The organism is Synechococcus sp. CS-1326 (assembly GCF_025128115.1).
In the GTDB taxonomy this organism is placed as follows: Bacteria; Cyanobacteriota; Cyanobacteriia; order PCC-6307; family Cyanobiaceae; genus Regnicoccus.
Genome location: NZ_JAHLYV010000033.1, coordinates 71,025 through 95,922 on the forward strand (window position 1 = coordinate 71,025; position 24,898 = coordinate 95,922).

Annotated in this window: 24 protein-coding genes; 7 read left to right on the forward strand and 17 right to left on the reverse strand. The window is 65.9% G+C overall.

Annotated elements, in window-relative coordinates:
- Positions 1 to 18: 18 nt before the first annotated feature.
- The 4 genes from KQ307_RS13255 to KQ307_RS13270 are packed head-to-tail and all read right to left on the reverse strand — an operon-like array spanning position 19 to position 3,802.
- Entirely contained in the window at positions 19 to 672 is a 654-nt protein-coding gene (locus KQ307_RS13255) for a PHP domain-containing protein (protein WP_259703250.1), read from the reverse strand.
- A complete protein-coding gene (hemJ, locus tag KQ307_RS13260) occupies positions 662 to 1,264 on the reverse strand; it encodes a protoporphyrinogen oxidase HemJ (RefSeq protein ID WP_259703321.1) in 603 nt (200 codons plus the stop codon). Before hemJ ends, KQ307_RS13255 begins: the two co-directional genes overlap by 11 nt.
- 25 nt (positions 1,265 to 1,289) lie before the next feature.
- On the reverse strand, positions 1,290 to 3,287 hold the full coding sequence (gene uvrC / locus KQ307_RS13265; protein ID WP_259728233.1) for an excinuclease ABC subunit UvrC: 1,998 nt from the start codon (positions 3,285 to 3,287) through the stop codon (positions 1,290 to 1,292).
- Positions 3,284 to 3,802, reverse strand: a complete 519-nt coding sequence (locus KQ307_RS13270) for a flavin reductase family protein (RefSeq protein ID WP_259703248.1) — start codon at positions 3,800 to 3,802, stop codon at positions 3,284 to 3,286. The genes uvrC and KQ307_RS13270 overlap by 4 nt, the downstream gene beginning before the upstream one ends.
- A 67-nt stretch (positions 3,803 to 3,869) precedes the next feature.
- On the opposite strand from KQ307_RS13270, the gene coaD reads away from it, so the two are divergent.
- Together coaD and KQ307_RS13280 are read left to right on the forward strand one after the other, a co-directional pair.
- A complete protein-coding gene (gene coaD / locus KQ307_RS13275; protein WP_259728234.1) occupies positions 3,870 to 4,370 on the forward strand; it encodes a pantetheine-phosphate adenylyltransferase in 501 nt (166 codons plus the stop codon).
- Positions 4,363 to 5,292 carry a hypothetical protein gene (locus tag KQ307_RS13280; protein WP_259728235.1) on the forward strand — a complete coding sequence of 310 codons (930 nt, stop codon included), beginning with the start codon at positions 4,363 to 4,365 and terminating at the stop codon, positions 5,290 to 5,292. Before coaD ends, KQ307_RS13280 begins: the two co-directional genes overlap by 8 nt.
- Here KQ307_RS13280 and dacB read toward each other — a convergent pair.
- From dacB to dapF, 5 genes are all read right to left on the reverse strand, one after another.
- On the reverse strand, positions 5,267 to 6,538 hold the full coding sequence (gene dacB / locus KQ307_RS13285; RefSeq protein ID WP_259728236.1) for a D-alanyl-D-alanine carboxypeptidase/D-alanyl-D-alanine-endopeptidase: 1,272 nt from the start codon (positions 6,536 to 6,538) through the stop codon (positions 5,267 to 5,269). The genes KQ307_RS13280 and dacB overlap by 26 nt on opposite strands.
- Before the next feature lies 1 nt (position 6,539).
- Positions 6,540 to 7,067: a DUF4330 domain-containing protein gene (locus KQ307_RS13290; RefSeq protein WP_259728237.1), complete on the reverse strand. Its 528-nt coding sequence runs from the start codon at positions 7,065 to 7,067 to the stop codon at positions 6,540 to 6,542.
- A 96-nt stretch (positions 7,068 to 7,163) separates the two neighbouring features.
- Positions 7,164 to 7,862, reverse strand: a complete 699-nt coding sequence (locus tag KQ307_RS13295) for a DUF1995 family protein (RefSeq protein WP_259728238.1) — start codon at positions 7,860 to 7,862, stop codon at positions 7,164 to 7,166.
- Positions 7,863 to 7,909: 47 nt separating this feature from the next.
- On the reverse strand, positions 7,910 to 9,106 hold the full coding sequence (locus KQ307_RS13300; RefSeq protein ID WP_259728239.1) for a cysteine desulfurase family protein: 1,197 nt from the start codon (positions 9,104 to 9,106) through the stop codon (positions 7,910 to 7,912).
- A complete protein-coding gene (dapF, locus tag KQ307_RS13305) occupies positions 9,087 to 10,208 on the reverse strand; it encodes a diaminopimelate epimerase (protein ID WP_259728240.1) in 1,122 nt (373 codons plus the stop codon). The genes KQ307_RS13300 and dapF overlap by 20 nt, the downstream gene beginning before the upstream one ends.
- 31 nt (positions 10,209 to 10,239) lie before the next feature.
- On the opposite strand from dapF, the gene KQ307_RS13310 reads away from it, so the two are divergent.
- Entirely contained in the window at positions 10,240 to 10,461 is a 222-nt protein-coding gene (locus tag KQ307_RS13310; protein WP_259703240.1) for an Hfq-related RNA-binding protein, read from the forward strand.
- A 65-nt stretch (positions 10,462 to 10,526) separates the two neighbouring features.
- Positions 10,527 to 13,142, forward strand: a complete 2,616-nt coding sequence (gene leuS, locus KQ307_RS13315; RefSeq protein ID WP_259728241.1) for a leucine--tRNA ligase — start codon at positions 10,527 to 10,529, stop codon at positions 13,140 to 13,142.
- Here the strand turns inward: leuS and fghA are convergent.
- The 3 genes from fghA to KQ307_RS13330 are packed head-to-tail and all read right to left on the reverse strand — an operon-like array spanning position 13,126 to position 16,714.
- Positions 13,126 to 13,989 carry an S-formylglutathione hydrolase gene (gene fghA, locus KQ307_RS13320; protein ID WP_259728312.1) on the reverse strand — a complete coding sequence of 288 codons (864 nt, stop codon included), beginning with the start codon at positions 13,987 to 13,989 and terminating at the stop codon, positions 13,126 to 13,128. The genes leuS and fghA overlap by 17 nt on opposite strands.
- An 11-nt stretch (positions 13,990 to 14,000) precedes the next feature.
- Positions 14,001 to 15,119, reverse strand: a complete 1,119-nt coding sequence (locus KQ307_RS13325; protein WP_399235308.1) for an S-(hydroxymethyl)glutathione dehydrogenase/class III alcohol dehydrogenase — start codon at positions 15,117 to 15,119, stop codon at positions 14,001 to 14,003.
- Positions 15,116 to 16,714: a glucose-6-phosphate isomerase gene (locus KQ307_RS13330; protein WP_259728242.1), complete on the reverse strand. Its 1,599-nt coding sequence runs from the start codon at positions 16,712 to 16,714 to the stop codon at positions 15,116 to 15,118. Before KQ307_RS13330 ends, KQ307_RS13325 begins: the two co-directional genes overlap by 4 nt.
- Before the next feature lie 248 nt (positions 16,715 to 16,962).
- On the opposite strand from KQ307_RS13330, the gene KQ307_RS13335 reads away from it, so the two are divergent.
- On the forward strand, positions 16,963 to 17,775 hold the full coding sequence (locus KQ307_RS13335) for a helicase DnaB (RefSeq protein ID WP_259728243.1): 813 nt from the start codon (positions 16,963 to 16,965) through the stop codon (positions 17,773 to 17,775).
- Between the two features lie 34 nt (positions 17,776 to 17,809).
- On the opposite strand, the gene KQ307_RS13340 is transcribed toward KQ307_RS13335, so the two are convergent.
- From KQ307_RS13340 to KQ307_RS13350, 3 genes are read right to left on the reverse strand one after another with little or no spacing between them, the layout of a single operon-like run.
- The gene (locus tag KQ307_RS13340; RefSeq protein WP_259728244.1) at positions 17,810 to 18,721 is read right to left on the reverse strand and encodes an N-acetylmuramoyl-L-alanine amidase; all 912 of its coding nucleotides are present in this window, start codon (positions 18,719 to 18,721) and stop codon (positions 17,810 to 17,812) included.
- Positions 18,715 to 20,457: a M61 family metallopeptidase gene (locus KQ307_RS13345; protein ID WP_259728245.1), complete on the reverse strand. Its 1,743-nt coding sequence runs from the start codon at positions 20,455 to 20,457 to the stop codon at positions 18,715 to 18,717. Before KQ307_RS13345 ends, KQ307_RS13340 begins: the two co-directional genes overlap by 7 nt.
- A 5-nt stretch (positions 20,458 to 20,462) precedes the next feature.
- Positions 20,463 to 20,807, reverse strand: a complete 345-nt coding sequence (locus KQ307_RS13350; RefSeq protein ID WP_259728246.1) for a DUF1257 domain-containing protein — start codon at positions 20,805 to 20,807, stop codon at positions 20,463 to 20,465.
- Here KQ307_RS13350 and purN point away from each other — a divergent pair.
- Positions 20,806 to 21,513 (forward strand): phosphoribosylglycinamide formyltransferase, encoded by a 708-nt coding sequence (purN, locus tag KQ307_RS13355; protein WP_259728247.1) that lies wholly within the window; start codon positions 20,806 to 20,808, stop codon positions 21,511 to 21,513. The two genes, KQ307_RS13350 and purN, sit on opposite strands and share 2 nt — an antisense overlap.
- Here the strand turns inward: purN and argC are convergent.
- On the reverse strand, positions 21,504 to 22,580 hold the full coding sequence (gene argC, locus KQ307_RS13360) for an N-acetyl-gamma-glutamyl-phosphate reductase (protein WP_259728248.1): 1,077 nt from the start codon (positions 22,578 to 22,580) through the stop codon (positions 21,504 to 21,506). The genes purN and argC overlap by 10 nt on opposite strands.
- A 231-nt stretch (positions 22,581 to 22,811) precedes the next feature.
- On the opposite strand from argC, the gene ribBA reads away from it, so the two are divergent.
- A complete protein-coding gene (ribBA, locus tag KQ307_RS13365) occupies positions 22,812 to 24,398 on the forward strand; it encodes a bifunctional 3,4-dihydroxy-2-butanone-4-phosphate synthase/GTP cyclohydrolase II (protein WP_399241921.1) in 1,587 nt (528 codons plus the stop codon).
- A gap of 34 nt (positions 24,399 to 24,432) precedes the next feature.
- On the opposite strand, the gene KQ307_RS13370 is transcribed toward ribBA, so the two are convergent.
- Positions 24,433 to 24,873 carry a peptidylprolyl isomerase gene (locus KQ307_RS13370; RefSeq protein WP_259703231.1) on the reverse strand — a complete coding sequence of 147 codons (441 nt, stop codon included), beginning with the start codon at positions 24,871 to 24,873 and terminating at the stop codon, positions 24,433 to 24,435.
- Positions 24,874 to 24,898 lie beyond the last annotated feature (25 nt).

A 24,898-nucleotide genomic window follows, 5' to 3' on the forward strand; every position in this document is an offset into this window, starting at 1 on the left:
CGAAACCTGGTTTCAAGCTTAGCGACCCTGGAGCTGCAGACCATGGGTATCAGTACCGCAACTGCTCAGCAGACCGAGGCGGCTCAGCTGGGCGGCGATCGAATGACAGATGCCTGGACTGGCTTGCCAGCGTGCCTTCTGCTCGTAGTCATAGAAGGCTTCGGCCCCATCGAAACCCAGGGCGGCGGCGGCCGTGATCAAAGGCTGGTGGGGCAGGCGATAACGAGCCGGATGGGCCAGCAGGGCCAGGCCGCCCGAGGTTTGAATCGCCCGACAGACAGCGCCGGCCTGGAGAGCCGGACCGACCACGGCACGACCCTCCAGATAGGGCGCCAGGGCGGGATGGTCGTGCTCGAAGCCAAGGCCGAGCACGTGCACCAGGCAGCCCTCCAGCAGACAACTGATTTCCACACCGCTCCAGAGGCGGGGCACGCGGCGGCCCTGCCGCTGCTGACGATCCAGATGGCGCTGCACCGGCAGGAAGGCCCTGGCGCTGTGGTGATCGGTGACCGCGAAGTGATCAAGCCCCAACAGGATCGCCTGCTCGGCCAGCTCTTCGGGAGCCAGGCTGCCGTCGCTGCAGAGCGTGTGGCAGTGGAAGTTGAGCCGCTCCGGACAACTGCTCGAATCGACAGCTTCCAGAACCCTGGCCAGGGGATGGTCAACCACCATTGGCCAGGGCCTCCGATTCCAGGCTGGACGGTGTGGCGTGAAGTCGGCGCCAGCGTGCATAGAACTGGATCGAGCCAGCCATCGCCACCACCAGTGCCACCAGAAACCAGGTGGCCCCACCGGTTGGGAACTGGCCCTTGAACACCACCAGCATCACCACAAGCACCAGAATCAAGGTGGGAAGCTCATTGAGGGCCCGCAACTGGCGGCCACTCCACTGGCAGTTTCCTTGCCGCAACTGGGCCATCAACCGGTAACAGAAGCCGTGATAGGCCAGCAGAACCAGCACCACGGCCAGCTTGACGTGCATCCAGCCCTGTTTCAACCACAGCGGCTGAGCGATCAGCAGGCCCACGGCCATCAGCACGGCCACCACCATGCCCGGAGTGGTGATGATGTTGGCCAGGCGTCGCTCCATCAGGGCGTACTGGGTCTGGAAAGCGCTGCGAACCGGCTCCTCGAGGCTCTCCGCCTCGACGTGATAGATGAACAACCGGACCAGATAGAACAGCCCTGCGAACCACACCACCACCCCGACGATGTGAAGGGTCTTGAACCAGAGGTAGGCCTCCGGTGGCAGGGCCAGGGCCATCATCACGGCAAGAAGCTGGGGCTCCTCAAACTAAGAGCACGGATTCCGCCGTGGCTGGCTGGATCGGGGTCTGAGCGACAGCTGGGGGCGGATCCGGCGGGCCATCCTCCTCGGGATGGAAATAGGCCCAGATCTGCCGGGCCAGGGCTGGGCCCACTCCCGGCGCGGCGCTGATCTGCGCTGGACTGGCCAGCTGGATGGCGTCGATCGAACGGAAATGGCCCAGCAGCTCCTTCACCCGCTTCGGTCCGAGCCCAGGAATGTCGGAGAGGCGGGAGCGTTTCATCCGCTCGCCACGCTGCTGGCGATGGAAGCCGACGGCGAAGCGGTGGGCCTCATCACGCAACCTCCGCAGCAGCAGCACCCCCAGCTGGTCCGGTTCGCTCTCGAGCGGTTCACTGGCGCCAGGCAGGAAAACCTCCTCCCGCTGCTTGGCCAGCGAGCAGACCACCAGTTCCTCGTGCAGATCCAGTTCCCGCAGGGCCTCCATCACAGCTGAGAGCTGCCCTTTGCCGCCATCGATCATGACCAGATCGGGCCAGTCATTGAGCCCATCGGTGTGGAGGGCGGTGTCAGCCGTCCGGCGCAGCGCGGTGAGGTCAGCGCCTGCCGCCTTGGCCTGGGACCAGCGCCGAAAGCGCCGTCGCATGATCTCGGCCATGGCCATGAAGTCGTCGGAATGGCCGGCACGGATGCTGCTGCTCTGAATGCGGTACTTGCGATAGTGCTGCTTGGCCGGCAGGCCATCAACGAACACCACCTGGGAAGCCACCGCGTCGCTGCCCTGGATGTGGCTGATGTCGTAACCCTCGACCCGGCGGGGCGGCTGGGGCAGATCAAGCAGCTGGGCCAGATCCTCCGTGGCCAGCTGGTGCTGCTCGGCGCTGCGCTGGGCGCGGGCCAGCTCGAAGCCGGCATTGCGCTCCACCAGCTCGATCAGCTCTGCCTTCTGTTGCCGCTGGGGATGGAGCAGCCTGACCCGGCGACCCCGTCGCTCACTCAACCATTCCTCCACCAGTGCCTGACGGGGCAGCGGATGCTGGACCAGCACCTCGGGCGGAATCTCCACGGGTTCCACCTGGCTGTAATGCTCCTCGAGCACGCGCTGAAGAATCTCGCCGGGTGCCGCGATCGTGGCATCGGCGGTGTAGCCGAGCCGGCCGACCAGCTTGCCGGCCCGCATCTGAAACAGCTGCACCGCCGCCACCCGCTGGTCGGCGGCCAGGGCCAGCACGTCCCGGGAAACCGACGCATCCGGCAGGGTCATCTTCTGGTCAGCGGTGAGCTGCTCGAGGCCCTGGAGCTGGTCACGGATCCGGGCCGCCTGCTCGAAATCGAGTCGACCGGCCAACTTCTCCATCTGGGCCGTCAGCAGCTGCACCAGCTCGTCGCTCCGCCCCTGGAACACCATGGCCACCTTGCGCAGAATCTGCTGGTAGGCCTCGGGGGTCACCTTCTCCTGGCACACCCCTGGACAACGGCCGATGTCGAAGTTCAGGCAGGTGCGATCGCGGTAGAGCGGCTGGGGCCTCTGGCGCAGGGGGAACACCCGCTTGACCAGAAAAAGGGTGCGGCGCAACAGCCCCACATCCACGTAGGGGCCGTAGAACCGGTCGAGCGGACTGCGCAGCCGACGCCTTCGGGTGATGAAGATGCGGGGATAGGCCTCGCTCCAGGTGATGCAGAGATAGGGATATTTCTTGTCGTCCTTGAGCAGCACGTTGAAGTGCGGCTGGTGGGCCTTGATCAGGTTCGACTCCAGGGCCAGGGCCTCGGCTTCGCTGTCGGTGACGATGAATTCGATCTCACAGACCTGACGGACCATCAGGCCGATCCGCGGGCTCAGGTCATGGGAAGACTGGAAGTAACTGCGCACCCGACTGCGCAGGCTCTTCGACTTGCCGATATAAAGGATGCGGTCGTCGCTGTCCCGCAGCAGATAGCAGCCAGGCTCAGGCGGCAATTCCCGAAGCCGCCGCTGGAGCCGCTGGGGGTCCTTCAGCAGCGGCGGGACGGTGCTCAACCGCCGTACTGCCAGCCGGTCGGGCCCAGCTCAAGGGCGGCTCCGTCCCGATGCAACACGGCGGTCTTCACTTCGCCGACAAAAACGGTGTGGTCGCCGTGGGCCACCTGTCCCACCAGCTGACACTCCACGGCACCGAGGGCGTCAGCCAGGATCGGCAAGCCGAGGGGGCCGAGCTGGAAGGGGGCGGCGTCAAAGCGACCACCGATGCCCTGCTGGGGCTTGAAGAACAGCGCCGCCAGGTCCTTCTGATCCGCCGCCAGCACGTTGAGCGAAAAGCGGCCGCTGCGCTGGATCATGCCGTTACTGGTCGAGTCGGCCCGCACCGCCATCACCACCAGGGGGGGCTCGAACGAGCCCTGGGTGACCCAGCTGGCGGTGAACCCGTTGACCAGATCGCCTTCGGCCACACCACAGATGAACAGGCCATGGGGAATCTTGCGCAGGAGAGTTTTCTTGGCCGCAGCATCCAGGCTGAAGTCGGCTGAGGCGATCGGATCGGCAGCGGGGACCATCGAGACCGGAGGCAGGAGAGGATCAACTCTAGGCAACCTCACCCAAGCGCTCCGCCCTGCCCTGCCCATGAAGGCCCTCTATCCCGGCAGCTTCGACCCCCTGACCCTGGGACACCTCGACCTGATCGAACGCGCCAGCCGCCTCTTCGATGGCCTGATGGTGGCGGTGCTGCAGAACCCGGGTAAACAGCCCAGCTTTCCACTGGCGCAACGGCTGGAGCAGATCCAGGCCGCCACGGCTCACCTCAAGGCTGTCGAGGTGGGCAGTTTCGATGGGCTCACCGTGGAGTTCGCCCGTCGCAGCGGTGCCGCCGTGATCCTGCGCGGCCTGCGGGCGATGACCGACTTCGAGTTCGAGCTGCAGATCGCCCACACCAATCGCACCCTGGCGGCCGAGGTGGAAACGCTCTTCCTTGCCACCGCCGCCCACCACAGCTTTCTGAGCAGCAGCGTGGTGAAGGAGGTGGCGCGGTTCGGCGGCGACGTTCGTCACATGGTGCCGATCGGAGTGGCGGATGATCTCGCCAGGCTCTTTAATCGGAAATCACCGCTCCACCCCCATGGCTGAAGCCCGGATCAGCGTGCTCGACCAACTCGATCAACTGGAGGAGATCGTGCTGGAGGGCAGCCGTATTCCGTTCAGCGGGGGCCGACTGGTCAATGAGCAGGATGCCATCGAAGTGCTCGATGCGGTGCGGGAGGCCCTTCCCGGTGAGCTGGAGCAGGCCAGAGACCTGCTCGCCCAGAGGGAGAGTTTCATCGCCAAGACCCAGCAGCAGGCCGAGGAGATTCTTGCCCAGGCCAGGCGAGAGCGGGAACAGCTGATCAACTCCGTGTCGATCCGCCAGGAAGCGGAGCGCCAGGTGGGCGAGCTGCGCGAGCAGGCCCGGCAGCAGTGTGAGCAGATGATGCTCACCGCCCGGCAGCAGGTGGCTCAGGCGGAGCAGGAACACCAGTCACGGCTGGCCCAGATGGAGCAGCAATTCAGTGCCAGGCGCCAACAGCTGGAGCAGGAGGCCATGCAGCGCCGGCAGCAACTCGACCAGGAGTCCGCGGAGCTGAAGCGGCAGCTCGGTGAGCAGCATGAACGCGGCCGCCAGCAGAGTCTCCAGGAGCTGGAGCAGATTCGCCAGGAGGGTCTGCGAATCCAGAGGGAGAGCCAGGCCGAAGCGGAGCGGCTTCACAACGATGCCCTGCAGTTCCGTCAGCAGACCCAGCAGCAATGCGAGGCCCTGATCAGCCGTAGCCGCCAGGAATCCGGGGCCGTTCAGGACGGAGCCAACCACTACGCCGAGCAGGTGCTCGGGGAACTGGAAAGCCGCCTTGGCGAACTGAGCAAAGTGGTGCTGGCCGGTCGCCGGGAACTGGGCCGGCTTCAGATCAGCGATGCACCTGGAACCGACAGCGCTGGCAGCGGGCGCGGCGAAGCGCCGATGAGCCGGGCCCGCCGGGCGGCGTCCCGACTCAAGCAGGTGGCTGGCAGAGGCTGACGATCTGCACCTGACGCAGCACCTCTCCGATCGTGGTGTTCGGCGAACCTGCCCCGTTCGAGATCAGGCTCACGTAACGGGGACCATCGCTGGTTTCCAGAATTCCACTGATGCTGCGCACGCCGGTGAGAGTGCCGGTCTTGGCATGGAGACGGCCATCGAGGCTGGTGCCCTTGTAGAGGTTGCGCAAGGTTCCACGCTTGCCCGCCACCGACATCGAAGCCAGGTAGTTGGTGGCATAGGGATGGGCTGCCATGCGCAGCAGCAGTGCCGCCAGGAAGCGGCTGGTGAGTCGATTGGAGCGGTCGAGGCCGCTGCCATCCATCAGCACAACACCCTGCATCGGCAGACCCTGCTGGCTCAGCCACTGGAGGCCGGCTCCGCGGCTTGTGGAGAGATTCCAGCTGCCAGCCGCCTGACGCAACAGGACCTCGGCGGTGAAGTTGTGGCTCTCCGAGTTAGCCAGGCTGAGCAGATTGTGCATCGGCGCCGAAGGCTCCTCATGGAGCAGGAGGGCTCCCTGGGGCAGGGGCGACTGGGCCGAGACAACCACGAGCTTGCTGGGATCGCCTCCCTGGCGGCTGAGTTCCCGTCCAAGCAGCCGCTGCAAGCGACCAGGTGGATTGGCCACCGCCATCTCGATCGCATTGCTGGTGACGGCCAATCGGGTGATCGGAGCCCCATAGGCTTCGGAGCGATCCCCCGGGTGCCAACCCGATGGCCACCAGGCCTGGGCGGGTTCTTCAGCCAGCTCAAGCCTGACCAGGCTGGACGGTTGACCTGGACCACCCCCTGATCCAAGGGCCAGCTTGGCGAAACGCTGCAGCTGGGGCAGGGCCAGATCAGGATCCCCTTCGCCGGTGAGCCGCAGGGTGCCATCCGGCAGGCGCCAGAGCTTCGTCCTGAGGCGGTAATCGGGGCCAAGCCGATCGAGGGCGAAAGCGGTGCTGATCAGCTTCTGGTTCGAAGCAGGCACCCGCGGCCGCAGGCCGTTGACGTCGGCCAGCAGGCGGCCGTCGCCATCGGCGATCGAGACGCTCCATACCCCGGCAGCACCGCCGAGGATTCGCGCCACCCTGGATTGCAGGGCGGGACAGCTGACCTGTCCCTGCAGCTGGGGCAGGCCGATCCGCGGCGGTGCAGTGGGCAGGCTGGCGACAGGCATCGCCAGCAAGGATCCGGTGGGCAGCAGGCCCAGCGAGAGGCCCAGGGCGAGGCTGATGCTGCGGTCGGTGAAGCAGGTCATCTCAGGACTTCTCCAGACGCAGGGCAGTGACGGTGCCGCCGAAGCGGTATTGGGCGCCTTCCAGTTCCACCGGCGCACCGATCTTGAGGTTCTGATTGCCGAACACAACGCCGCCGCCGGTCTTGCGTCCCTGTCCCTCAAGGACAAAACGGGCGTCCAGAGTGCCGAAGACCGCCTGGTTCGGATCGACGGCGGTGACAACACTGCCGTTGGGTTGAACCGCCACCAGGCGGCGTTGCAGGGGCAGGAGCTCGCTGATCTTGACCGTGCCGTGCGGCTCATTGCGGATCACGATGCTCACCTTGCCTTCAGCGCGGGCTGCCGCGATCAGGGCGGCCGGATCGGCAACGGAGGCGCCGCGCACATCGACCGTGACCAGAACCGGTTGCATCGCCCCGGTGGCCTGGGCGATCGCCCCGCTCAGCTTCGGGCTCCAGATCACACCGCCAAAGGCAAGCACGACGGCGACGGCTGCGCCGAGATCGATCAGGCTCCAGCTCCGTTGGGACGGGGTGGGCTCAGGGGCCATCAGATTTCTCCAGACACCCAAGCTTAAGGAGCGAATCCAGGCTCCACCACCCCTTGCCAGCGAACACGGAAGCAACGGGAGTCTGCGGATCTGCCCTCAGTTGCTGAGGCTGTCGAGGAAGCGATCAAGCGCCTGCAGGCCATCAGCCACGGAAGGAGCCTGATCAGGGTTCAGGGCCAGGGCCTGTTGCTCGGCATCCGGTTTCTGCTCGAAGCTGGCCACGGGCCGGTAGCCATCGGCATCACGGCGGTAGAGGGTCCAGGGCTCCGGAAAGCATCGCAACAGGGCCGCCTCAGCCAGGGGAATCAGGGCGTAGGCGCAACTCCAGGTGGCCAGAAAGCCCTTCCGCCGCTGCCGGGCCACGCTGCCGATCCCCACTGCGGCATCCTCGAGATTGCCGTTCAGCATCAGCATCGGCCCGGCATGGGCCTTGTGGATGCGTTCCACCTGTTCGTAATCACTCAGCCCCGGCGCCACCAGGAGCAACGGCAGCGCGGCTGAGCTTCCACCAGGCTCGGCCTGAAGGCGCAGCTGATCGCCCAGGCTGGCGATGCCTGGGGCCAGGTCTGGGGCATCCCGCTTGGCCAGGGCGGTGGCCCCCGCATCCGGGAAAAGCAGCCGTGGCTCCAGCCCCTTCTCCTTCAGCGATGTGGCCAGGCGCAAGGCCAGGGGCAGGATCTTGAGGCCCTCGAAACGGAACTCCGCGGTCCAGCGACCGGTGGGCCTGGCGCCCAGCGCCGCCTGAAGGGATGCCACGGCCTGGGCTTCGGCACTGCGCAGATCGGAAGGGAGCACGCCAGTGGTGAAGCCAGAAAGCAGACCCTACCGGGTGCACCCACCAGTCAATCCGTGCTCCGGTCGGAGCGCCGCTCAGCCGCCACCTCCGCCTGGGCAGCGGCAAGAGCCTGGGGAACCCCAGCCAGATCCGAACCACGGAGCCAGGGGCCGAGGCTGATCCGCAGGCCGGAAGCCGCCGCCGCCGGCGCCAGGCCCATCGCGGCCAGCACCGGACTGGCGCCGGCCTGACCCTGATGACAGGCCGTGCCACTGCTGACCGCAAATCCCTGGCGCCAGAGAGCCTGAACAAGGCGCCGGCCGGGCAGCGGCTGACCGGCGCCGTCATCCACCAGCAGGCTGAGGTGGTGGGGCAACCGGTGACGGGGACAGCCGCTGATCGCAACTCCGGGGATCCGCTGCAGGGCACGGCCCAGCTGCTCCCGCTGAATCTGGAGGGGATCGAGGCCGCCGTTCTCGAGCAGCCGCCGCTGGCAGAGCGCCAGGGCTTCCGCCAAGCCCGCCGCCAGCACCACCGATTCCGTGCCTGCCCGCAGACCGCCCTCCTGACCACCCCCCTGCAGCAGGGGCTGGAGGGACAGGTCGCGCCTGGCAAGCAGAACGCCGATACCGCGGGGGCCCTGCAGCTTGTGGGCCGTGAAACTGAGCAGATCCACGGGCAGGGCCGAAAAATCGATCAGCTGATGCCCAACCACCTGAACCGCATCGGTGTGGAAAATCACTCCGGCCTGCCTGCACAGCGAGCCGATCCGCTCGATCGGCTGCAGGGTGCCCACTTCGCTCTGGCCCCAGATCACCGATACCAGGCGGGTGGGGGGCTTCAGCAGGGCTTCGAGAGCTTCGATTTTCACCCTGCCGACGACATCAACAGGACAGGGGACCACCGTCCATCCCTGCCGAACCAGGCTGTGGGCAGCGGCGTCGACAGCCGGATGCTCGACCGCTGAAATCACCAGCCGCCCTGGAGCCAGCCCGGCTGCCGCACCGGCGAGGGCGAGATGGGCCGCTTCGGTGCCACCGGAGCAGAACACCACCTGATCGTCGTGGGCCGAGAGGCTGGAGGCGATCGCCTGCCGGCTGCGCTCGAGGAGATCGGCCGCCGCCAGGCCGTAGCCATGCAGGCTGGACGGGTTCGCCCAGGCGGTGGCCTGGGCCGCCGCCATCACCTCCAGCACCGACGCGGCCGGCGGCGAGCTGGCGCAGGCGTCGAGATAGATCGAGCCTTCAGGCCCCGGAAGGGTCATCACGCTCCTGTCGGGCCCGGCTGCGGTTCTCGATCGATCCCATCGCCAGGGCGACCAGATCATCGAGAGAGCGGCTGCTGAGCAGGGCTGTCACCCGGGCCCGGGCCTCGGCACTGGGACAATCCTCCGGGCGAATGCAGCCCTGGACGCAGACAACCGAGCAATCAAGTGCTGGCGGTGACGGCGCCGGGGGCTGGCTCTCCGCTGTGGACGTTGCCTTCGAAGCTGTTGCAGGTGTCGAATCAAGCAGCCGGGGAGCCAGCACACCGTCGAAAACCGGTTCGGCTGGACCGTCCATGAACACGTGGGAACTGAGTGGATCCCAGTGGATCCGCAGGCTTCCTCCGGGCAGATCGATGCGGGCATCCGGCCCGCACAGACCGAGGCGGTGGCAGGCCACCAGCACCGCACAGGCGCCGGTGCCGCAGGCCAGGGTGGGACCTGCCCCCCGCTCCCAGACCTTCATCAGCAGATGATCCGGGGCCAGCACTTCAACAAAATGGACGTTGGTGCGCGCCGGGAAGGCGGGATCCACTTCCAGCAGTGGGCCGAACCGTTCCAGTTCCACGTCCTCGATCGAGGCCACCGGAATGACCAGATGGGGGTTGCCCATGCCCACCGCCGCCACGGCGAAACGGACCCCATCCGCTTCGAGTTCTCCCTGGGGCAGGCCGGCGGGACCGGGGTCCAGGGTGGTGGGCACCGCGCCCGGTTCAAGCAGGGGCTCCCCCATGTCCACCTGAACCTCTCCAGCCTGGAGCAACTGGGGAACGATCCGACCCGCCAGGGTTTCCACCTGCCAGCGACGGCCGTCGCCATCGCCGTCGCTGTCGGCCAGGAAGCGGGCCAGACAGCGGATGCCGTTGCCACACATTTCCGCCTCACTGCCATCGGCGTTGAAGATCCGCATGCGCAACTCCCCCCCGGCTTCCGGCGGCAGGGCAAGAATCACGCCATCGGCGCCGATACCGAAGCGCCGGTCACAGAGCCGACGCACCATGCCGGGATTCAGTCCGCAGGCGTCATCGACGGCGGTTCCATCACGGCCATCGAGCAACAGAAAATCGTTGCCAAGACCCTGGTACTTGCTGAAGGCCAGCATCGTGTTCGCCGCATCCACATACGCTGATCCTATGGAGAGCTCCAGCATCGATCCCAGTCTTCCCGGAGTGCGGCAGCTTCAGAGCTGGATTCGTGAAGCCACGCCCCTGCACATCCAGCTGATCGATGGCACCCGCCTGGGGGGCTCCCTCCACTGGCAGGACCCTGAATTCCTCGCCCTTCAGCCTGAGCCGAACACGCCGGTGATCCTGCTGGGCCGCAAGGCGATCGCCGTGATCCGCTCCCTGGCCTGAAGGCCGGATGTGACACGATCGAACGCCAGATCAAATCGCTGATTGAGGCGGCCGAGGCTCAACCCATGCCCGTGCGTTACGACCCCGCCGAGATCGAAGCCCGCTGGCAATCCCGCTGGCTGGCCGATCGCCTCGATGCCACCCCGGAGCCGCAACCCGGGCAGGAAACGTTCTATGCCCTCTCGATGTTTCCCTACCCATCGGGAAACCTGCACATGGGTCATGTGCGCAACTACGTGATCACCGATGTGATCGCCCGGCTGCAGCGCCTGCGCGGCCGGCAGGTGCTGCAGCCGATGGGCTGGGATGCCTTCGGCCTGCCGGCGGAGAATGCCGCGATTGAGCGGGGCATCGACCCGGGGGACTGGACCGACCGCAACATCGAGCAGATGCGCGGGCAACTGCAACGCCTCGGTCTGTCGATCGATTGGAATCGGGAGCTGGCCACCTGCCATACCGACTATTACCGCTGGAGCCAGTGGCTCTTTCTCCAGTTCCTCGAAGCCGGCCTGGCGTACCAGAAGAAAGCGACCGTCAACTGGGATCCGCTCGACCAGACCGTGCTGGCCAACGAGCAGGTCGACGCCGATGGACGCTCCTGGCGTTCCGGCGCGATCGTCGAGAAGCGGAAGCTGCGCCAGTGGTTCCTGCGCATCACCGATTACGCCGATGCCCTGCTCGATGACCTGGCGCAACTGGAGGGCTGGCCGGAACGGGTGCGCACCATGCAGGCCAACTGGATCGGCAGATCGGTGGGGGCCGAACTGTTCTTTCCGGTGCTCGATGCAAGCGGCCAGGCCACAGCTGCCACGATCGCGGTGTTCACCACGCGCCCGGACACCGTCTACGGCGTGACCTATCTGGTGATGGCACCGGACCATCCCCTGGTCGCTTCGCTCACAGCACCCGATCGCCAGGAGCACGTCGAGGCTTTCGCCACCGTGGTGAGCCGCCAGAGCGAGCAGGAACGGATCGCCGAAGACCGGCCGAAACGTGGCGTGGCCCTTGGCAGCTTCGCCCGCAACCCGTTCACCGGTGAGTCGATTCCGCTCTGGATCGCCGATTACGTGCTCTCCGACTACGGCACCGGCGCCGTGATGGGCGTTCCCGCCCACGACCACCGGGATTTCGTCTTTGCGCGTCAGTACGAGTTGCCGGTGCGACAGGTGATCGTGCCGGAAGGAGCTGATGAGCAGGCCTACGCCGGAGGCGCCTGGACCGAGCCAGGGGTGCTGATCCATTCCGGCCCCTTCGATGGCCTGGCCTCCAGGCAAGCCAGGCAGGCGATCGTGGATCTGGCCGAGCGCGAAGGCTGGGGGGAGAGCCGGGTGCAGTTTCGCCTGCGCGACTGGCTGATCTCCAGACAGCGCTACTGGGGCTGCCCGATTCCGGTGATTCATTGTGAGCGTTGCGGTGTCGTGCCTGTGCCGGCCGAGCAGTTGCCCGTGGAGCTGCCCCGCAACCTGGCCTTCAGCGGCAAGGGGGCCTCACCCCTCGCCCAGCTGGACGACTGGGTGAACGTGGCCTGCCCCTGTTGCGGCAAGCCGGCGCGGCGGGAAACAGACACGATGGACACCTTCATCTGTTCATCCTGGTATTACCTGCGCTTCGCTGATCCCCACAACTCCACCCTGCCGTTCACCCGGGAGTCGGCCGATCGCTGGTTGCCGGTCGACCAGTACGTGGGCGGCATTGAGCACGCCATCCTCCATCTGCTCTATTCCCGGTTCTTCACCAAGGTGCTGCGCGATCGTGAATTGCTCAGCTTCGACGAACCGTTCAGACGCCTGCTCACCCAGGGCATGGTGCAGGGAATCACCTACAAGAATCCCCATTCCGGCAAGTACATCGCCCCAGCCGATGTGAAGGATCCCGCCGATCCGCGCGATCCGATCAACGGCGAGCGACTGGACGTGTTCTTCGAAAAGATGTCGAAGTCGAAGCACAACGGCGTGGAGCCCGGCGGAGTGATCGAGCGCTACGGCGCCGACACCGCCCGGATGTTCATCCTGTTCAAGGCTCCACCGGAGAAGGATCTTGAGTGGGATGACGCCGATGTGGAAGGCCAGTTCCGCTTCCTTCAGCGGATCTGGCGAATGCTGGAAGCCGCGCTTGAACGGGGGCTGAGCCTGAAGCCCCAGGCAGCCAGCCCCGAACGACAGGCAACCCCAGGCGGCGCTGAGCTCTCTCCTGCCGACCTCGCCCTGCGCCGTGCCGTCCATACCGCGATTGCGGCGATCAGCGACGATCTGGCCGACGGCAATTACCAGTTCAATACCGCAGTCGCAGAGCTGATGAAGCTCAGCAACGCCATGGCCAGCCTGCTGGAGGCGGCCAGTGAGGCCGTGGCCCTCGAAGCTCTGGGCAACCTGCTGGTACTGCTATCCCCCTTTGCTCCCCACATCTCCGAAGAGCTCTGGCAGCGGCTGGGTGGGGTGGGCAGCGTGCATCGCCAGAGCTGGCCGGTGGCCGATGCCACGGCCCTGGTGCAAACCACCATTCCCCTGGTGATTCAGGTGAAGGGAAAGGTGAGGGGCAACCTGGATGTTCCGGCCGATGCCGATGCAGCCACCCTGGAGAAACTGGCGCTCGGCAGTGAGATCGCCCGGAAATGGCTGGACGGCCAGCCGCCCAGACGGGTGATCGTGGTGCCGGGGAAGCTCGTCAACCTGGTTCCCTGAGCAGTTCCTCGGCGAACAGTGCCTCGGCGTGATGACGCAGATGATCCTCGATGAAACTGGCGATGAAGAAGTAGCTGTGGTCGTAGCCCTGCTGAAGACGCAGCCGCAGCGGGTAGCCAGCGGCGGTGGCGGCACGCTCCAGGTCCAGGGGGCGTAGTTCACGCTCCAGAAAGCTGTCCGCGGTGCCCTGATCCACCAGCAGCGGCAGATGCTCGCTGGCCCGGGCGATCAGGCAACAGGCGTCCCACGCCTCCCAGGCGCCGCGGTCGGGGCCGAGAAAGCGGCTGAAGGCCTTCTCACCCCAGGGGCTGGTGGCGGGGTGGGCAATCGGGGAAAAGGCGGAGACCGACAGGTAGCGGCCCGGGTTGCGCAGGGCACAGACCAGGGCGCCATGGCCCCCCATCGAGTGGCCGCTGATGCTCCGGCGCTCAGAGAGGGGCAGCTCGGCCTCGAGCAGGGTCGGCAGCTCCTCCACCACGTAGGCGTGCATGCGGTAATGGGCCGACCAGGGGAGCTCGGTGGCATCGAGATAGAACCCAGCACCCAGGCCGAAGTCCCAGTTCCCATCGGGGTCGGTGGGAATCCCGGCGCCGCGCGGGCTGGTGTCGGGGGCCACCACGGCCAGGCCCAGCTGGGCGGCCAGGCGGAAGGCTCCCGCCTTCTGCATGAAGTTCTGATCTGTGCAGGTGAGTCCGGAGAGCCAGTAGAGGGCCGGCAGCGGGGCGGCCTCGGCCAGCTGCGGCGGCAGAAACACCGCCAGTTCCATGGGGCAGTCCAGTTGCTTCGACTGGTGACCATACCGGCGATGGACACCGCCGAAACAGCGGTTTTCACTGAGCAGATGCAGCACGATGGTCGTCAGGCAGCGAAGTGGATCACCGAGCGGATGCTCTTGCCTTCCCGCATCAGATCGAAGGCATGGTTGATCTCACCGAGCCCCATCGTGTGGGTGATGAAGCGATCCAGGGGGATCTCGCCGCTCTGAAACCGCTCGACGAATCCAGGCAATTCGGTGCGGCCACGGACCCCACCGAAGGCGGAACCACGCCAGACCCGGCCGGTGACCAACTGAAACGGCCGGGTGGAGATTTCCTGGCCTGCGCCTGCCACGCCGATGATCGTCGATTCACCCCAGCCTTTGTGGCAACACTCCAGAGCCGCCCGCATCACCGCCACATTGCCGATGCATTCGAAGGAATAATCAACGCCTCCATCGGTGCGCTGAATGATCACCTCCTGGATCGGGCGATCGCAATCTCGCGGATTGATGCATTCGGTGGCACCCAACTGCTGGGCGATGGCGAATTTCCCAGGGTTGGTATCGATGCAGATGATGCGGCTGGCCCTGGCCATCACCGCCCCGATGATCACCGCCAGGCCGATGCCGCCCAGGCCGAACACCGCCACCGTGGCGCCTGGTTCCACCTTGGCGGTATTGAGCACCGCGCCGATGCCGGTGGTCACGCCGCAACCGAGCAGACAGACCTTCTCGAGCGGGGCCTGCGGGTTGATGCGGGCCAACGCGATCTCCGGCACCACGGTGTATTCGGAGAACGTCGACGTTCCCATGTAATGGAAAATCGGCTGGCCGTTCCTGGAGAACCGGGTGCTGCCATCCGGCATCAAGCCCCTGCCCTGGGTCCCCCGGATCGCCTGGCAGAGATTGGTTTTGCCGGAAAGGCAATAGGCGCAGGCCCGGCATTCCGGCGTGTAGAGCGGGATGACATGGTCACCCACGGCCAGCGAGGTCACCCCAGCACCGAGAGCTTCAACGACCGCACCTCCCTCGTGGCCAAGAATCACCGGGAACAGGCCTTCAGGATCGTCGCCGGAGAGGGTGTAGGCATCGGTGTGACAGACCCCACTGGCCACCACCCGCAGCAGCACCTCCCCGGCCCGCGGTGGCTCCACATCGACCGTGGTGACCTCCAGAGGTTCACCGGCCGCCCAGGCAACGGCTGCTCTCGATCGGATCATTGTTTCTGGAACACCAGGGTGGCAGGCTCAGCCCAGGATCCTGCGGCGGCATAGCCCCTTGGATTGCCGCAGAGATGGCGAAGAATCCAGAAGATCGCCTCCGGGCTTTCGCTGCCCAGCTCAGAGTGAAGCTCGGCCAGGCTGCGCCCCTCGCCATCGGCAAGCAGGGTTTCGATCCGCCCCTGCAGATCGAGAATCACAGCAGCGGCCTTCTTGCCGGCTTCCACTCCCGGCTGGTCATAGGCGTTGATGTTCACCAATTCGGCATAGAGCCCCACAGACCGCTCGAACAAGGCAATCAGGGCACCCAGGCTGCGGGCGTCGAAGCGGCGCAGGGTGAGGCTGATCGATTGACGTCCCCCTTCGCTGAGGGCTGCGCGTGTGCCCTGCAGAAAACCGGACAGGAAATCGCCCGGGCATTCGCCATCCACCGCGCTGATGTCGGCGGGATCGGCCAGCACCTCGATGAAGGTGGCGAAGAAGTTGTCGATTCCATCGCGCAGCTGCTGGACGTAGGCGTGCTGGTCGGTGGAGCCCTTGTTGCCATAGACGGCGATGCCCTGGTGCACCACCTCGCCGTCACGGTCGAGCCGCTTGCCGAGCGACTCCATCACCAGCTGCTGGAGGTAGCGGCTGAACACCTCCAGCCGGTCGCGGTAGGGGAGAACCACCATGTCGCGCTGACCCCGACCGCCCCCGGCGGCATGCCAGCTTGCCGCCATCAGGGCGGCCGGGTTGGCTCTCGGCTCGGTGTGGCGGGTGGCCTCGTCCATGGCGGCGGCGCCGGCCAGGAAAGCACGCAGATCAGCTCCGATCAGGGCAGCCGGCAGCAGACCGACGGCACTGGTGATGCTGGTGCGCCCTCCCACCCAGTCGAACATGTCGAAACGGGCCAGCCACTGCTCGGCTTCGGCGCGGCGATCCAGTGGACTGCCGGCCATCGTGATGGCGACGGCCTGGGCGGACCAGCTCCCACCCAGGCCCTCAAGCCGGCAGCGGGCCTGCTCCATGCCGATCCGGGGCTCGGGGGTGCCGCCTGATTTGCTGACCACAACCACCAGGGTGGTGAGCAACCGCTGGCCCAGGGACTCCAGGGTTCGGCTGAGACCCTGCGGATCGACGTTGTCGAAGAAGTGGAAGGGCAGGCCCACCCCCTCCTGCTGCAGAGCGCGCAGAATCAGCAACGGTCCGAGCCCGGAGCCGCCAATACCGATCCAGAGCACGTCCGTGAAGGGGTGACCACCTGGTGTCAGCAGCTCCTGGTTGAGCACCTGGGTACCGAACTGCTCGATCCGCCCGATTTCGGCCTCGATCAAGGCGGCTTCCCCTGGATCCGGACAGAGCTGCGGAGCGCGCAGCCAGTAATGACCGACGCGCCTCTGTTCATCCGGGTTGGCGATCGCCCCCGCTTCAAGGGCTGCCATCGCCTCAAAGGCACGCGCAAAGCCTGGGGCCAGCGCATCGAAATGGGAATAGTTCAGGGCCATCCGGCTGACGTCCAGCCAGATTCCCAGGGAATCATCGTGCCAGAGCAGGCCCAGGAAGCGTTCCCACAGCGTTTCCGGCTGATGTGGGTTGAAGTCGACAAGCGTCATCAGCCCAGGATCTCGCATCGGGATTCCGGCTGAACCTATCGGTGCTGGGCTTCGAATGAAAGCGACCAGGTGAGCCAGCTCACCTGGTCCTGGAATCATTGCCGGAAAACGGTGGTGATGGACAGCACCACAAACGGCCCCCGACCTTTCCATCCCCGGAGGGCCAGGCTAAATTCAGTGAAATTTTCTTACACTTAAACCCCGTGACGCCTCGCGTCTTCTCTTTTTCATCCCCTACCAGATGGTGGATGTCAAAAGGATTCATCGCGATGGTTTCCCTGGGCCTGGTCAGCCTGGTCAGCGGCACCCAGCCATTGCTCCCTGGAGACGGACATTTTCGGATCGATCCAGGCTTCAGCTCCACCATCAACAGTGACACCAGCGATCCGGCCGTACTCAGCACCGAAGGACAGCGCTCCAACCCGGTGGATTTCACGGCGGAGGAACTGAAGGAGCTCCAACGGCGTTTCGGGGTACACGGCCCCCAGCCGGAACTGGCCCAGCTCCTCACCCTGGGGCTCGATCAGCTCACCCCACTGAGGGCCCGTACCGTCAATCGGCTCGAGCAGCTCCAGCCGATCATCCTGCGGGAATCGCGACTCCAGGGCGTCAATCCCATGCTGGTGGCTGCCGTTCTGTTCGATGAGCTCCAGCACGCCAAACCGGGAGAAGATCTGCCGCTGGCTGTCGAGTCAGGCCTGTTCAAGACCCATGGCCCCGCCCAGTTGTCGGTGGGCGAGCTGGTTCACCAGGGCTTGTTGCGGCCGGATGCCAGCGAGGCTGAGCTCTCCGCCGCCCGTCAGCAACTGCTGGATCCTGAGCGGAATGTGGTTCTGCTGGTCGGCAAGTTCGCTCGCCTCTCCAGGGCGCTGGCGCTGCCCACCGAACGACCCCTGGATGCCAGCTCCAGCCCCCGGGATGCCAAGGCCCTGGCCACCCTCGCCTATCTCCACAATGGCAAGCTCGACTACCCGGCCCGCATTCTGAGTTATATGCAGGACCCTTCCCTGCATGCCCTGATCTATTCCATCCGCAAGCCCATTCTCTCTCCTGTGATCTGAGCTTTCATCGCCGGAAAAGCATCAAAGCAGGCAATCAACAGAGCAGGCCGAGGGCGGCCAGCCGGAGCTGGAGTGCCTGCCAGTCAAAACTGCGGGGATCGGATCGTTCGCCACCGATGTCCACCTGGCGATGGGTGGTGATGCTGGTGGGCGGAATCTTGAAGCGGCGCATCCAGTCAGCCAGAACCACGGCCAGGGCGTCGTACTGGGCCCTGGTGTAACCACTGTGGCCTGAGTCGTTGTCCTCGCCATCGATCGGGGTTTCCAGGCTGACGTGGAGGGCGAAGTTGTTCACCGAGCCCCCCACCTTCGGATTGGTCACCACCCACTGACCATTGAAGGCCGAATTGCCGGCACCGAAGGCACGCCTGGAGGGATCGAGCGCTTCGACCACTTCGCCATCCAGACCGATCAGCATGTGGTAACTGACCTGATCCTGATCCCTTGGATGCGGGGTCAGGAATGTCTGGACGGCGGATTCCATCCCATAGACCGTTTCGTGCAGCACGACGATCCGGGGAGTGGGATCGAGCGGATTGCCGAACGCATCACCCCTGAAGCGCTCGCCGTAGTTGGTGGGGTCGATGCGAAGGCGGCGCATGCTGCCTGAAAGGCCAGCCAGCTGACGCTGCAGCGACTGGCTGAGCTGCGTGTCCGTCACAGTGCACTGCCGACGCAGGGGACTGATCCAGGCCGCACGGACTGGTGGGGACGGAGAAGCCTGGCGGGGCGGTTCAGCAGCCGGCGGCGTGGCCGGACTCACCTGGTCCAGCAGCTGCAGCAAGGAGGGCCGTCCGGTTGAACCCTGACCGGCGGTGACATCCCGCGCCACCCAACCCAGGCCGCCGATTCCAACCAGAGCAGCCAGGCCCAGCGCAACGGATCCAGTGCGCTGAAGAGATCTGGGCTGGAGGCGCCGCCGCACCTGACGCAGCAGGTTCAACATGGAATCAAGCCCAGCCAGGCCGAACGCCGGGCCAGGGTTTCAGCCGATGCTGCCGGATCAGGCACCAGAGTCCAACGGTCCACGGTCGGCGCTTCACTGAGCAGGGTGAGCTGGCGGAGGCAGCCACGCCGACTCACCGTAAGACTCTGGGGACGCTCAGCCACCAGCAGGGCAGCCAGATCTTCGGGCTGGCGCAGGCGCCGCGTATCGATGGCCAGCAACTCATCGCCCACGCTCAGACCAGCCCGCTGGGCCGGGCTGTGGCGCTGCACCCGCTGAACAGCCAGACCATGCGGTTCCACCCTGCAGCCCATGCCTGTGAACGGTGCGGGGCTGAGCACCGCCTCGAGCCGCAGCCCGACGTCTGAGAGATAGCCATCGAGATCCGGCTCGTCGAAGCTGTCGAGCCAACCCGGCAGCAGCTCGCCAAGCTCGACGGACCTCTGGCTGAAGGCATCGAGCAGGGTGGCTTCGCTGTAGCCGCGGCCGCATCGACCCAGCCGTTGCCACAGATCCCGCAGCACCTGCACCAGAGAGGAGCCACTGCGTCTGAGAACGAGATCCAGAGCCAGGGCCACCACGGCTCCCTTCAGGTAGTAGCTGATCTGGGAGTCGTCGCTGTCGGCATCGCGGCGGTAGAGCTTGACCCAGGCCTCCTGGCCGCTCTGGCGAAGCGTCTGGCCGCTGAGGCGCCCGGGGGTGAGCCGATAGCGACTCAATTCAGCGCCGAGATCCTCGAAGAGCTGCGCTTCGGTGCTGATGCCGACGCTCAGGGGCAGGAACTGATCGAAGTAACTGGTTACCCCCTCAGCGAACCAGAGGGTGGGGATGATCACGGCCTTGTTGTAGTCGATCGGCGAAAGTTCAGCGGGCCGGAGCCGCCGCACATTCCACTGATGCAGATACTCGTGAGCGACAAGTTGCAGCAGTTTTCGATACCCATCAGGCCTGGCAAGGGCCTGGCGGCCGAACTGAAGAATGGAGCAACGATCATGCTCCAGCCCGCCATAACCCTGATCGAGCAGATGAAGCACGAACAGATAATCGGGGGCAGCCGGTCCCGCTTCACCCATCAGGCGGCAGCAGGCCTGGCAGACCGAGGCCACATCCTCGAGCAGCGATGGGAAGCGATGCAGCAACCAGGTGCCCCCAGCGCAGCCGTCCTCCCAGCTGACCCAGCGATGGGGAACATCAGCCACAGAAAAGGCGTGGCAATGATGGGGGCCCGCCTCCACCGGCGCATCGATCAAGGCGTCGTAGTTCGGGGCAGACCAGCCCTGGCCGGCCACAAAGGGCAAGGGAACGAAAGCTTGCCAGCCAGTGGGCAGATCCAGGCGGAGCTGGTGGGCTGTCCAGCGCTCCCCTTCCACCTGCAGTGCCACGGCCGCCAGGGCCAGAAAGCCGTGGTCGCCATCGAGATGGCAGGCCCGCACACTCAGCTCGGTGGCCAGCAAGGCATAGCGAAGCTCAACAGGATGGAGTTCCGCCAGGTTGAGCTGCCAGCCCGATGGATCGATCCGCTCGGCGACAACCGGCTGGAGTTGACCCCCAGGACATTCCTGGCACACCTGCAGTCCTTCCAGGTTCCGAACGTAGGAGCGGAGCAGATAGGAGCCCGGCGTCCAGTCAGGCAGACGCAGAACGACCCTGCGCTGGCGCGGGAGAAACCGCATCCGGACCAGAACGAGGTGCTGGCTGGTGGATCTCAGATCCAGCGAGAGCTCAACCAGCGCCAATGGGCTCAGCCGGCAAGGTGGAGTGTGGCGGCCGGGATCTGCTCCATGGCCTCCCGCAGGGCCAGACGCAGGGCATAGCGGCGGGTCAGCCCGCCGATCAGGGCCTGCAAGGGCTCGGATCGGCTCAGCCGCTGCAGATCACCGACCAGGGCGAGAGATCCATCAGCCTGCCGTTGCCAGCCGAGCCGCTGGTCAGCCGAAACCACCACCTGAATGTCCACGGGGATCGCCTCCCCGGCGAAACCGCTGATCATTCCGCCGATCACCGGTTCGAAGCCAAGATCACCAAGGGTGGCCGCCAGCGACTCCAGATCCCGGACAACCGTCGGCAGGATGGAGAGGTGCGACATGAACCCGTTGCCTGCTGCGCCCGACACTAGCGACGGCTTTCCGTCCGTCCAGTGGCCATTGCCACAGCCTTGGCCGATCCTTCACCCCTTTCTGCGGCTGGGGGTGCTGGCTTCCGGCCATGGCTCCAACTTCGAAGCCCTGCTGAGCAGCTGCCGCGATGGACCCTTGAATGCCACGGTGGCCTTGCTGGTGGTGAACAACCCTGGTTGCGGCGCCCAGCGCCGCGCTGAACAACGGGACGTGCCCTGCCAGCTGATCGATCACCGCCTGCACCCGCAGCGCCGCAACCTCGACCGGGAAATCCTCGCGGCCTTCGAGGCGGCCCGGGTCGATCTGGTGGTGATGGCCGGCTGGATGCGGATCGTCAGCCCGGTGCTGATCGATGCCTTCGCCGGCCGGCTGATCAACATCCATCCTTCCCTGCTGCCGAGCTTTCCCGGCCTCGACGCGATCGGCCAGGCCCTGGCGGCAGGCGTCGCCCTGACGGGCTGCACCGCCCACCTGGTGACCGAGGCCGTGGACGCCGGACCGATTCTGGTTCAGGCGGCCGTGCCCGTTCTTGCCGGTGACGATCGCACCAGCCTGGGTAAGCGGATCCATCGCCAGGAACACCGCATTCTCCCCCTGGCTGTGGCGCTGGCTGCCCAGCGGCTGGCTGCCCAGCGGCTGGCTGCACCTCCGGGCTCTCCCAGCTCTCAGGGATAGAAGGGAAGCAGGGGCAGGCCTGTGTCAGGCGGCAGGCCGACCATCAGGTTGAGAGATTGAATGCCCTGACCCGCCTGACCCTTGATCAGATTGTCGATCGCGCTCATCACGATCAGCTGGCCGGTGCGCTGATCCACCTGAACCGAGAGCAGGGCCCTGTTCGTCTGCCGCACCCATTTGGTGGAGGGATAGGTGCCGACAGGCAGCACCTCCAGGCAGGGCCTGTTCCGGTAGGCGGCCCGCAGCAGGGTGGTGCAATCCTCGGCCGTGAGGCCGGGATCGCGGAGCCGCGCATACACCGTGGCCAGCAGACCACGCACCATCGGCATCAGATGGGGGGTGAACTGAAGTTCGATCGGATGGCCGGCCACCGCGCTGGCGGCCTGTTCGATCTCGCTGGTGTGGCGGTGACCGACCACGCCGTAGGGAGACACAGCCTCGCTGGCCTCTGCCAGCAGCAGATGCTCCTTGGCGGCGCGACCACCGCCGGAGCAGCCGGTCTTGGCGTCGATGATGATCCCGGCCGGCTCGATCAAGCCTTGCTTCAGAAACGGCAGCAGGGGAAGCAGGGCAGCGGTGGGGAAGCACCCGGGTGCCGCCACGAGCCGTGCCTGCCGGATCCTGGCTTCTTCCCACTCCGGAAGTCCGTAGACGGCCTCCTGGCAGAGCCGCTCATCCTGGCGCGGGTACAGAACGGCTTCGGTGGAATACACCCGCTTCCAGTCCGCCAGGGAGCGGTAGCGGTAGTCGGCGGAGAGATCCACCACCCTGAGGCCCCGCTCCAGCAGGTCGGGCACGATCGTGGAGGCCAGGCCGCTCGGCAGGCTCAGCACCACCAGGTCGGCTGCTGTGGCGATCGCCGCCGGGTCGAGGGGCTCCACCAGCGGATCCCCCTGCAACGGCAGAAAGGGTGTCAACTCGCTCCAGCGCTTCCCAGCGCTGCGCTCGCCGCCGAGAAAGCTGACCTGCAGGTGTGGGTGCCCCTGGAGCAGGCGGAGGGTCTGAAGCCCGCCATAGCCAGTGGCGCCGATCACGGCCACCCGCTGGGCTGCGCTGGATCTGGACATACCCTCAGCACAGAAGCTGAGATCGTACCGGTGCCTCTGCGCCCGGCCCTATAACTAATTCATGCTGCGCCACCCCAGGCCCGAACTCCACTGAAAGCCCGATCTGAACTGGGTCCAGCTCCCGTCAACTCCCGCTCCGGCGAATCCAGCGGCCCCGGCGGCGACCGGCTGGAGCAAACAATTCGATTCGATCGCGTCACCGACGGACTCGCAGCGATTCGCAACGGCGAGATGGTTGTGGTGGTAGACGACGAGAACCGGGAGAACGAAGGAGATCTGATCTGCGCCGCCCAGTTCGCGACCCCCGAACAGATCAACTTCATGGCCACCGAAGCCCGGGGCCTGATCTGCCTGGCGATGGAAGGGGAGCGTCTCGATGCGCTTGAACTGCCGCTGATGGTGGATCGCAACACCGACAGCAATCAGACGGCCTTCACCGTGAGTGTGGATGCTGGCCCTGAAAACGGTGTGAGCACGGGAATTTCAGCTGATGATCGCGCCCGGACGATCCAGGTGGCCATCCATCCCCACAGCCGCCCCGCCGATCTGCGCCGACCCGGCCACATCTTTCCGCTCCGGGCCCGCTCTGGTGGTGTGTTGAAGCGGGCTGGCCACACCGAAGCAGCCGTGGATCTCTCCCGGCTGGCTGGCCTCTATCCCGCTGGGGTGATCTGCGAGATCCAGAACGCCGATGGCTCGATGGCCCGGCTGCCCCAGCTTGCCGATTACGCCAGCCGCCATGGCCTGCGCCTGCTGAACATCGCCGATCTGATCAGCTATCGGCTCGACACCGAGCGGTTCGTGCGGCGCCAGGCCGAGGCGGATCTGCCGAGTGCCTTCGGGAGCTTTCGGGCGATCGGCTATCGCAACGACCTCGATGGCAGCGAACATGTGGCGATCGTCAAAGGCAAGCCCGAACTGGCCAGTGGAGCTGTGCTGGTGCGGGTGCACTCCGAATGCCTCACCGGCGATGCCTTCGGCTCGCTCCGCTGCGATTGCCGGCCCCAGCTGGAAGCGGCCCTGCGCATGATCGAAGCGGCTGGGGAAGGGGTGGTGGTCTACCTGCGCCAGGAGGGCCGCGGCATCGGCCTGATCAACAAACTCAAGGCCTACAGCCTCCAGGATGGCGGCCTTGACACCGTCGAGGCCAATGAACGGCTCGGCTTCCCGGCCGACCTGCGCAATTACGGCGTCGGCGCCCAGATCCTCAGCGACCTCGGAGTCCGGCGCCTGCGGCTGATCACCAACAACCCGCGCAAGATCGCCGGACTGGGGGGCTACGGGCTCCAGGTGGAGGATCGGGTGCCGCTTGAGATGGATGCCGGTCTGCACAATGCCGCCTACCTCGACACCAAGCGGCTCAAGCTGGGCCACTTGCTTCAGGCCACCTCTGGATCAGCAGAGCTGCAACGGGAGTCGGGTCTGAGTGCCGTGCTCGCCTGGCAGGGCCAGGAGCTTCAGCAGGGCGGCGATCCAGGCCACTGGGAAAGCCTGCGGGAATGGGCCTCCCAGCGGCCGCTGGCACTCCAGCGGGAGGAACATCCAAGGCTGCTGGCGCTGCTGGATCAGCCGGAAATCGCCTTTCTGCTCTCCCCTGTCGCCGGCGCTGAGCTGGCAGCCACCGAGCTCAGCGAGCTGCTGGCCCGGATGGCCGCATGGCCCGGCACCCGGGCCGTATGCCTGCTGCTCACCCCCGACAGTCGGCGCAGCGGCCATCCGAGCGCCACTCTGGAGCCGGAGCTGCGGCCCCTGGTTGAGTTGCACCAGAGCCACCCCTCGTTGCCGCTGCAACCAGGGGCCTTTCTGCGCTGGCAGTGAAGACGCACGGGCCAGACTCCAGGGATGGGAACCCTCAGGGGAGGATCGTCAGCTTGTTGATCTTGGTCCCCTTCCTGATGGCCAGCACCACATCCACATTGGCCGCCTGACCAAAGACGGTGTGGACCCCATCGAGGTGGGGTTGGGCGTCATGGCAAAGGAAGAACTGGCTCCCACCGGTGTTCTTGCCGGCGTGGGCCATCGACAGGGTGCCGGCCTGATGCTTATGGCTGTTGATCTCACAGGGGATCTTGTAGCCAGGCCCGCCGGTGCCGGGGGCTCCTCCAGCCCCGGCGCGGGTGTTGGGGCATCCCCCCTGGGCCATGAAGCCGTCAATCACCCGATGAAAGGAAAGCCCGTCATAGAAGCCGGCCTCAGCCAGTTTCACAAAGTTGGCCACGGTGGCGGGGGCTTCGGTATCGAACAGCTCCAGCTCCACGGTGCCGGCGTCGGTTTCCATCAGGGCTTGGGTCACGGCGGGTTCAGTCAAAGGCGGACTG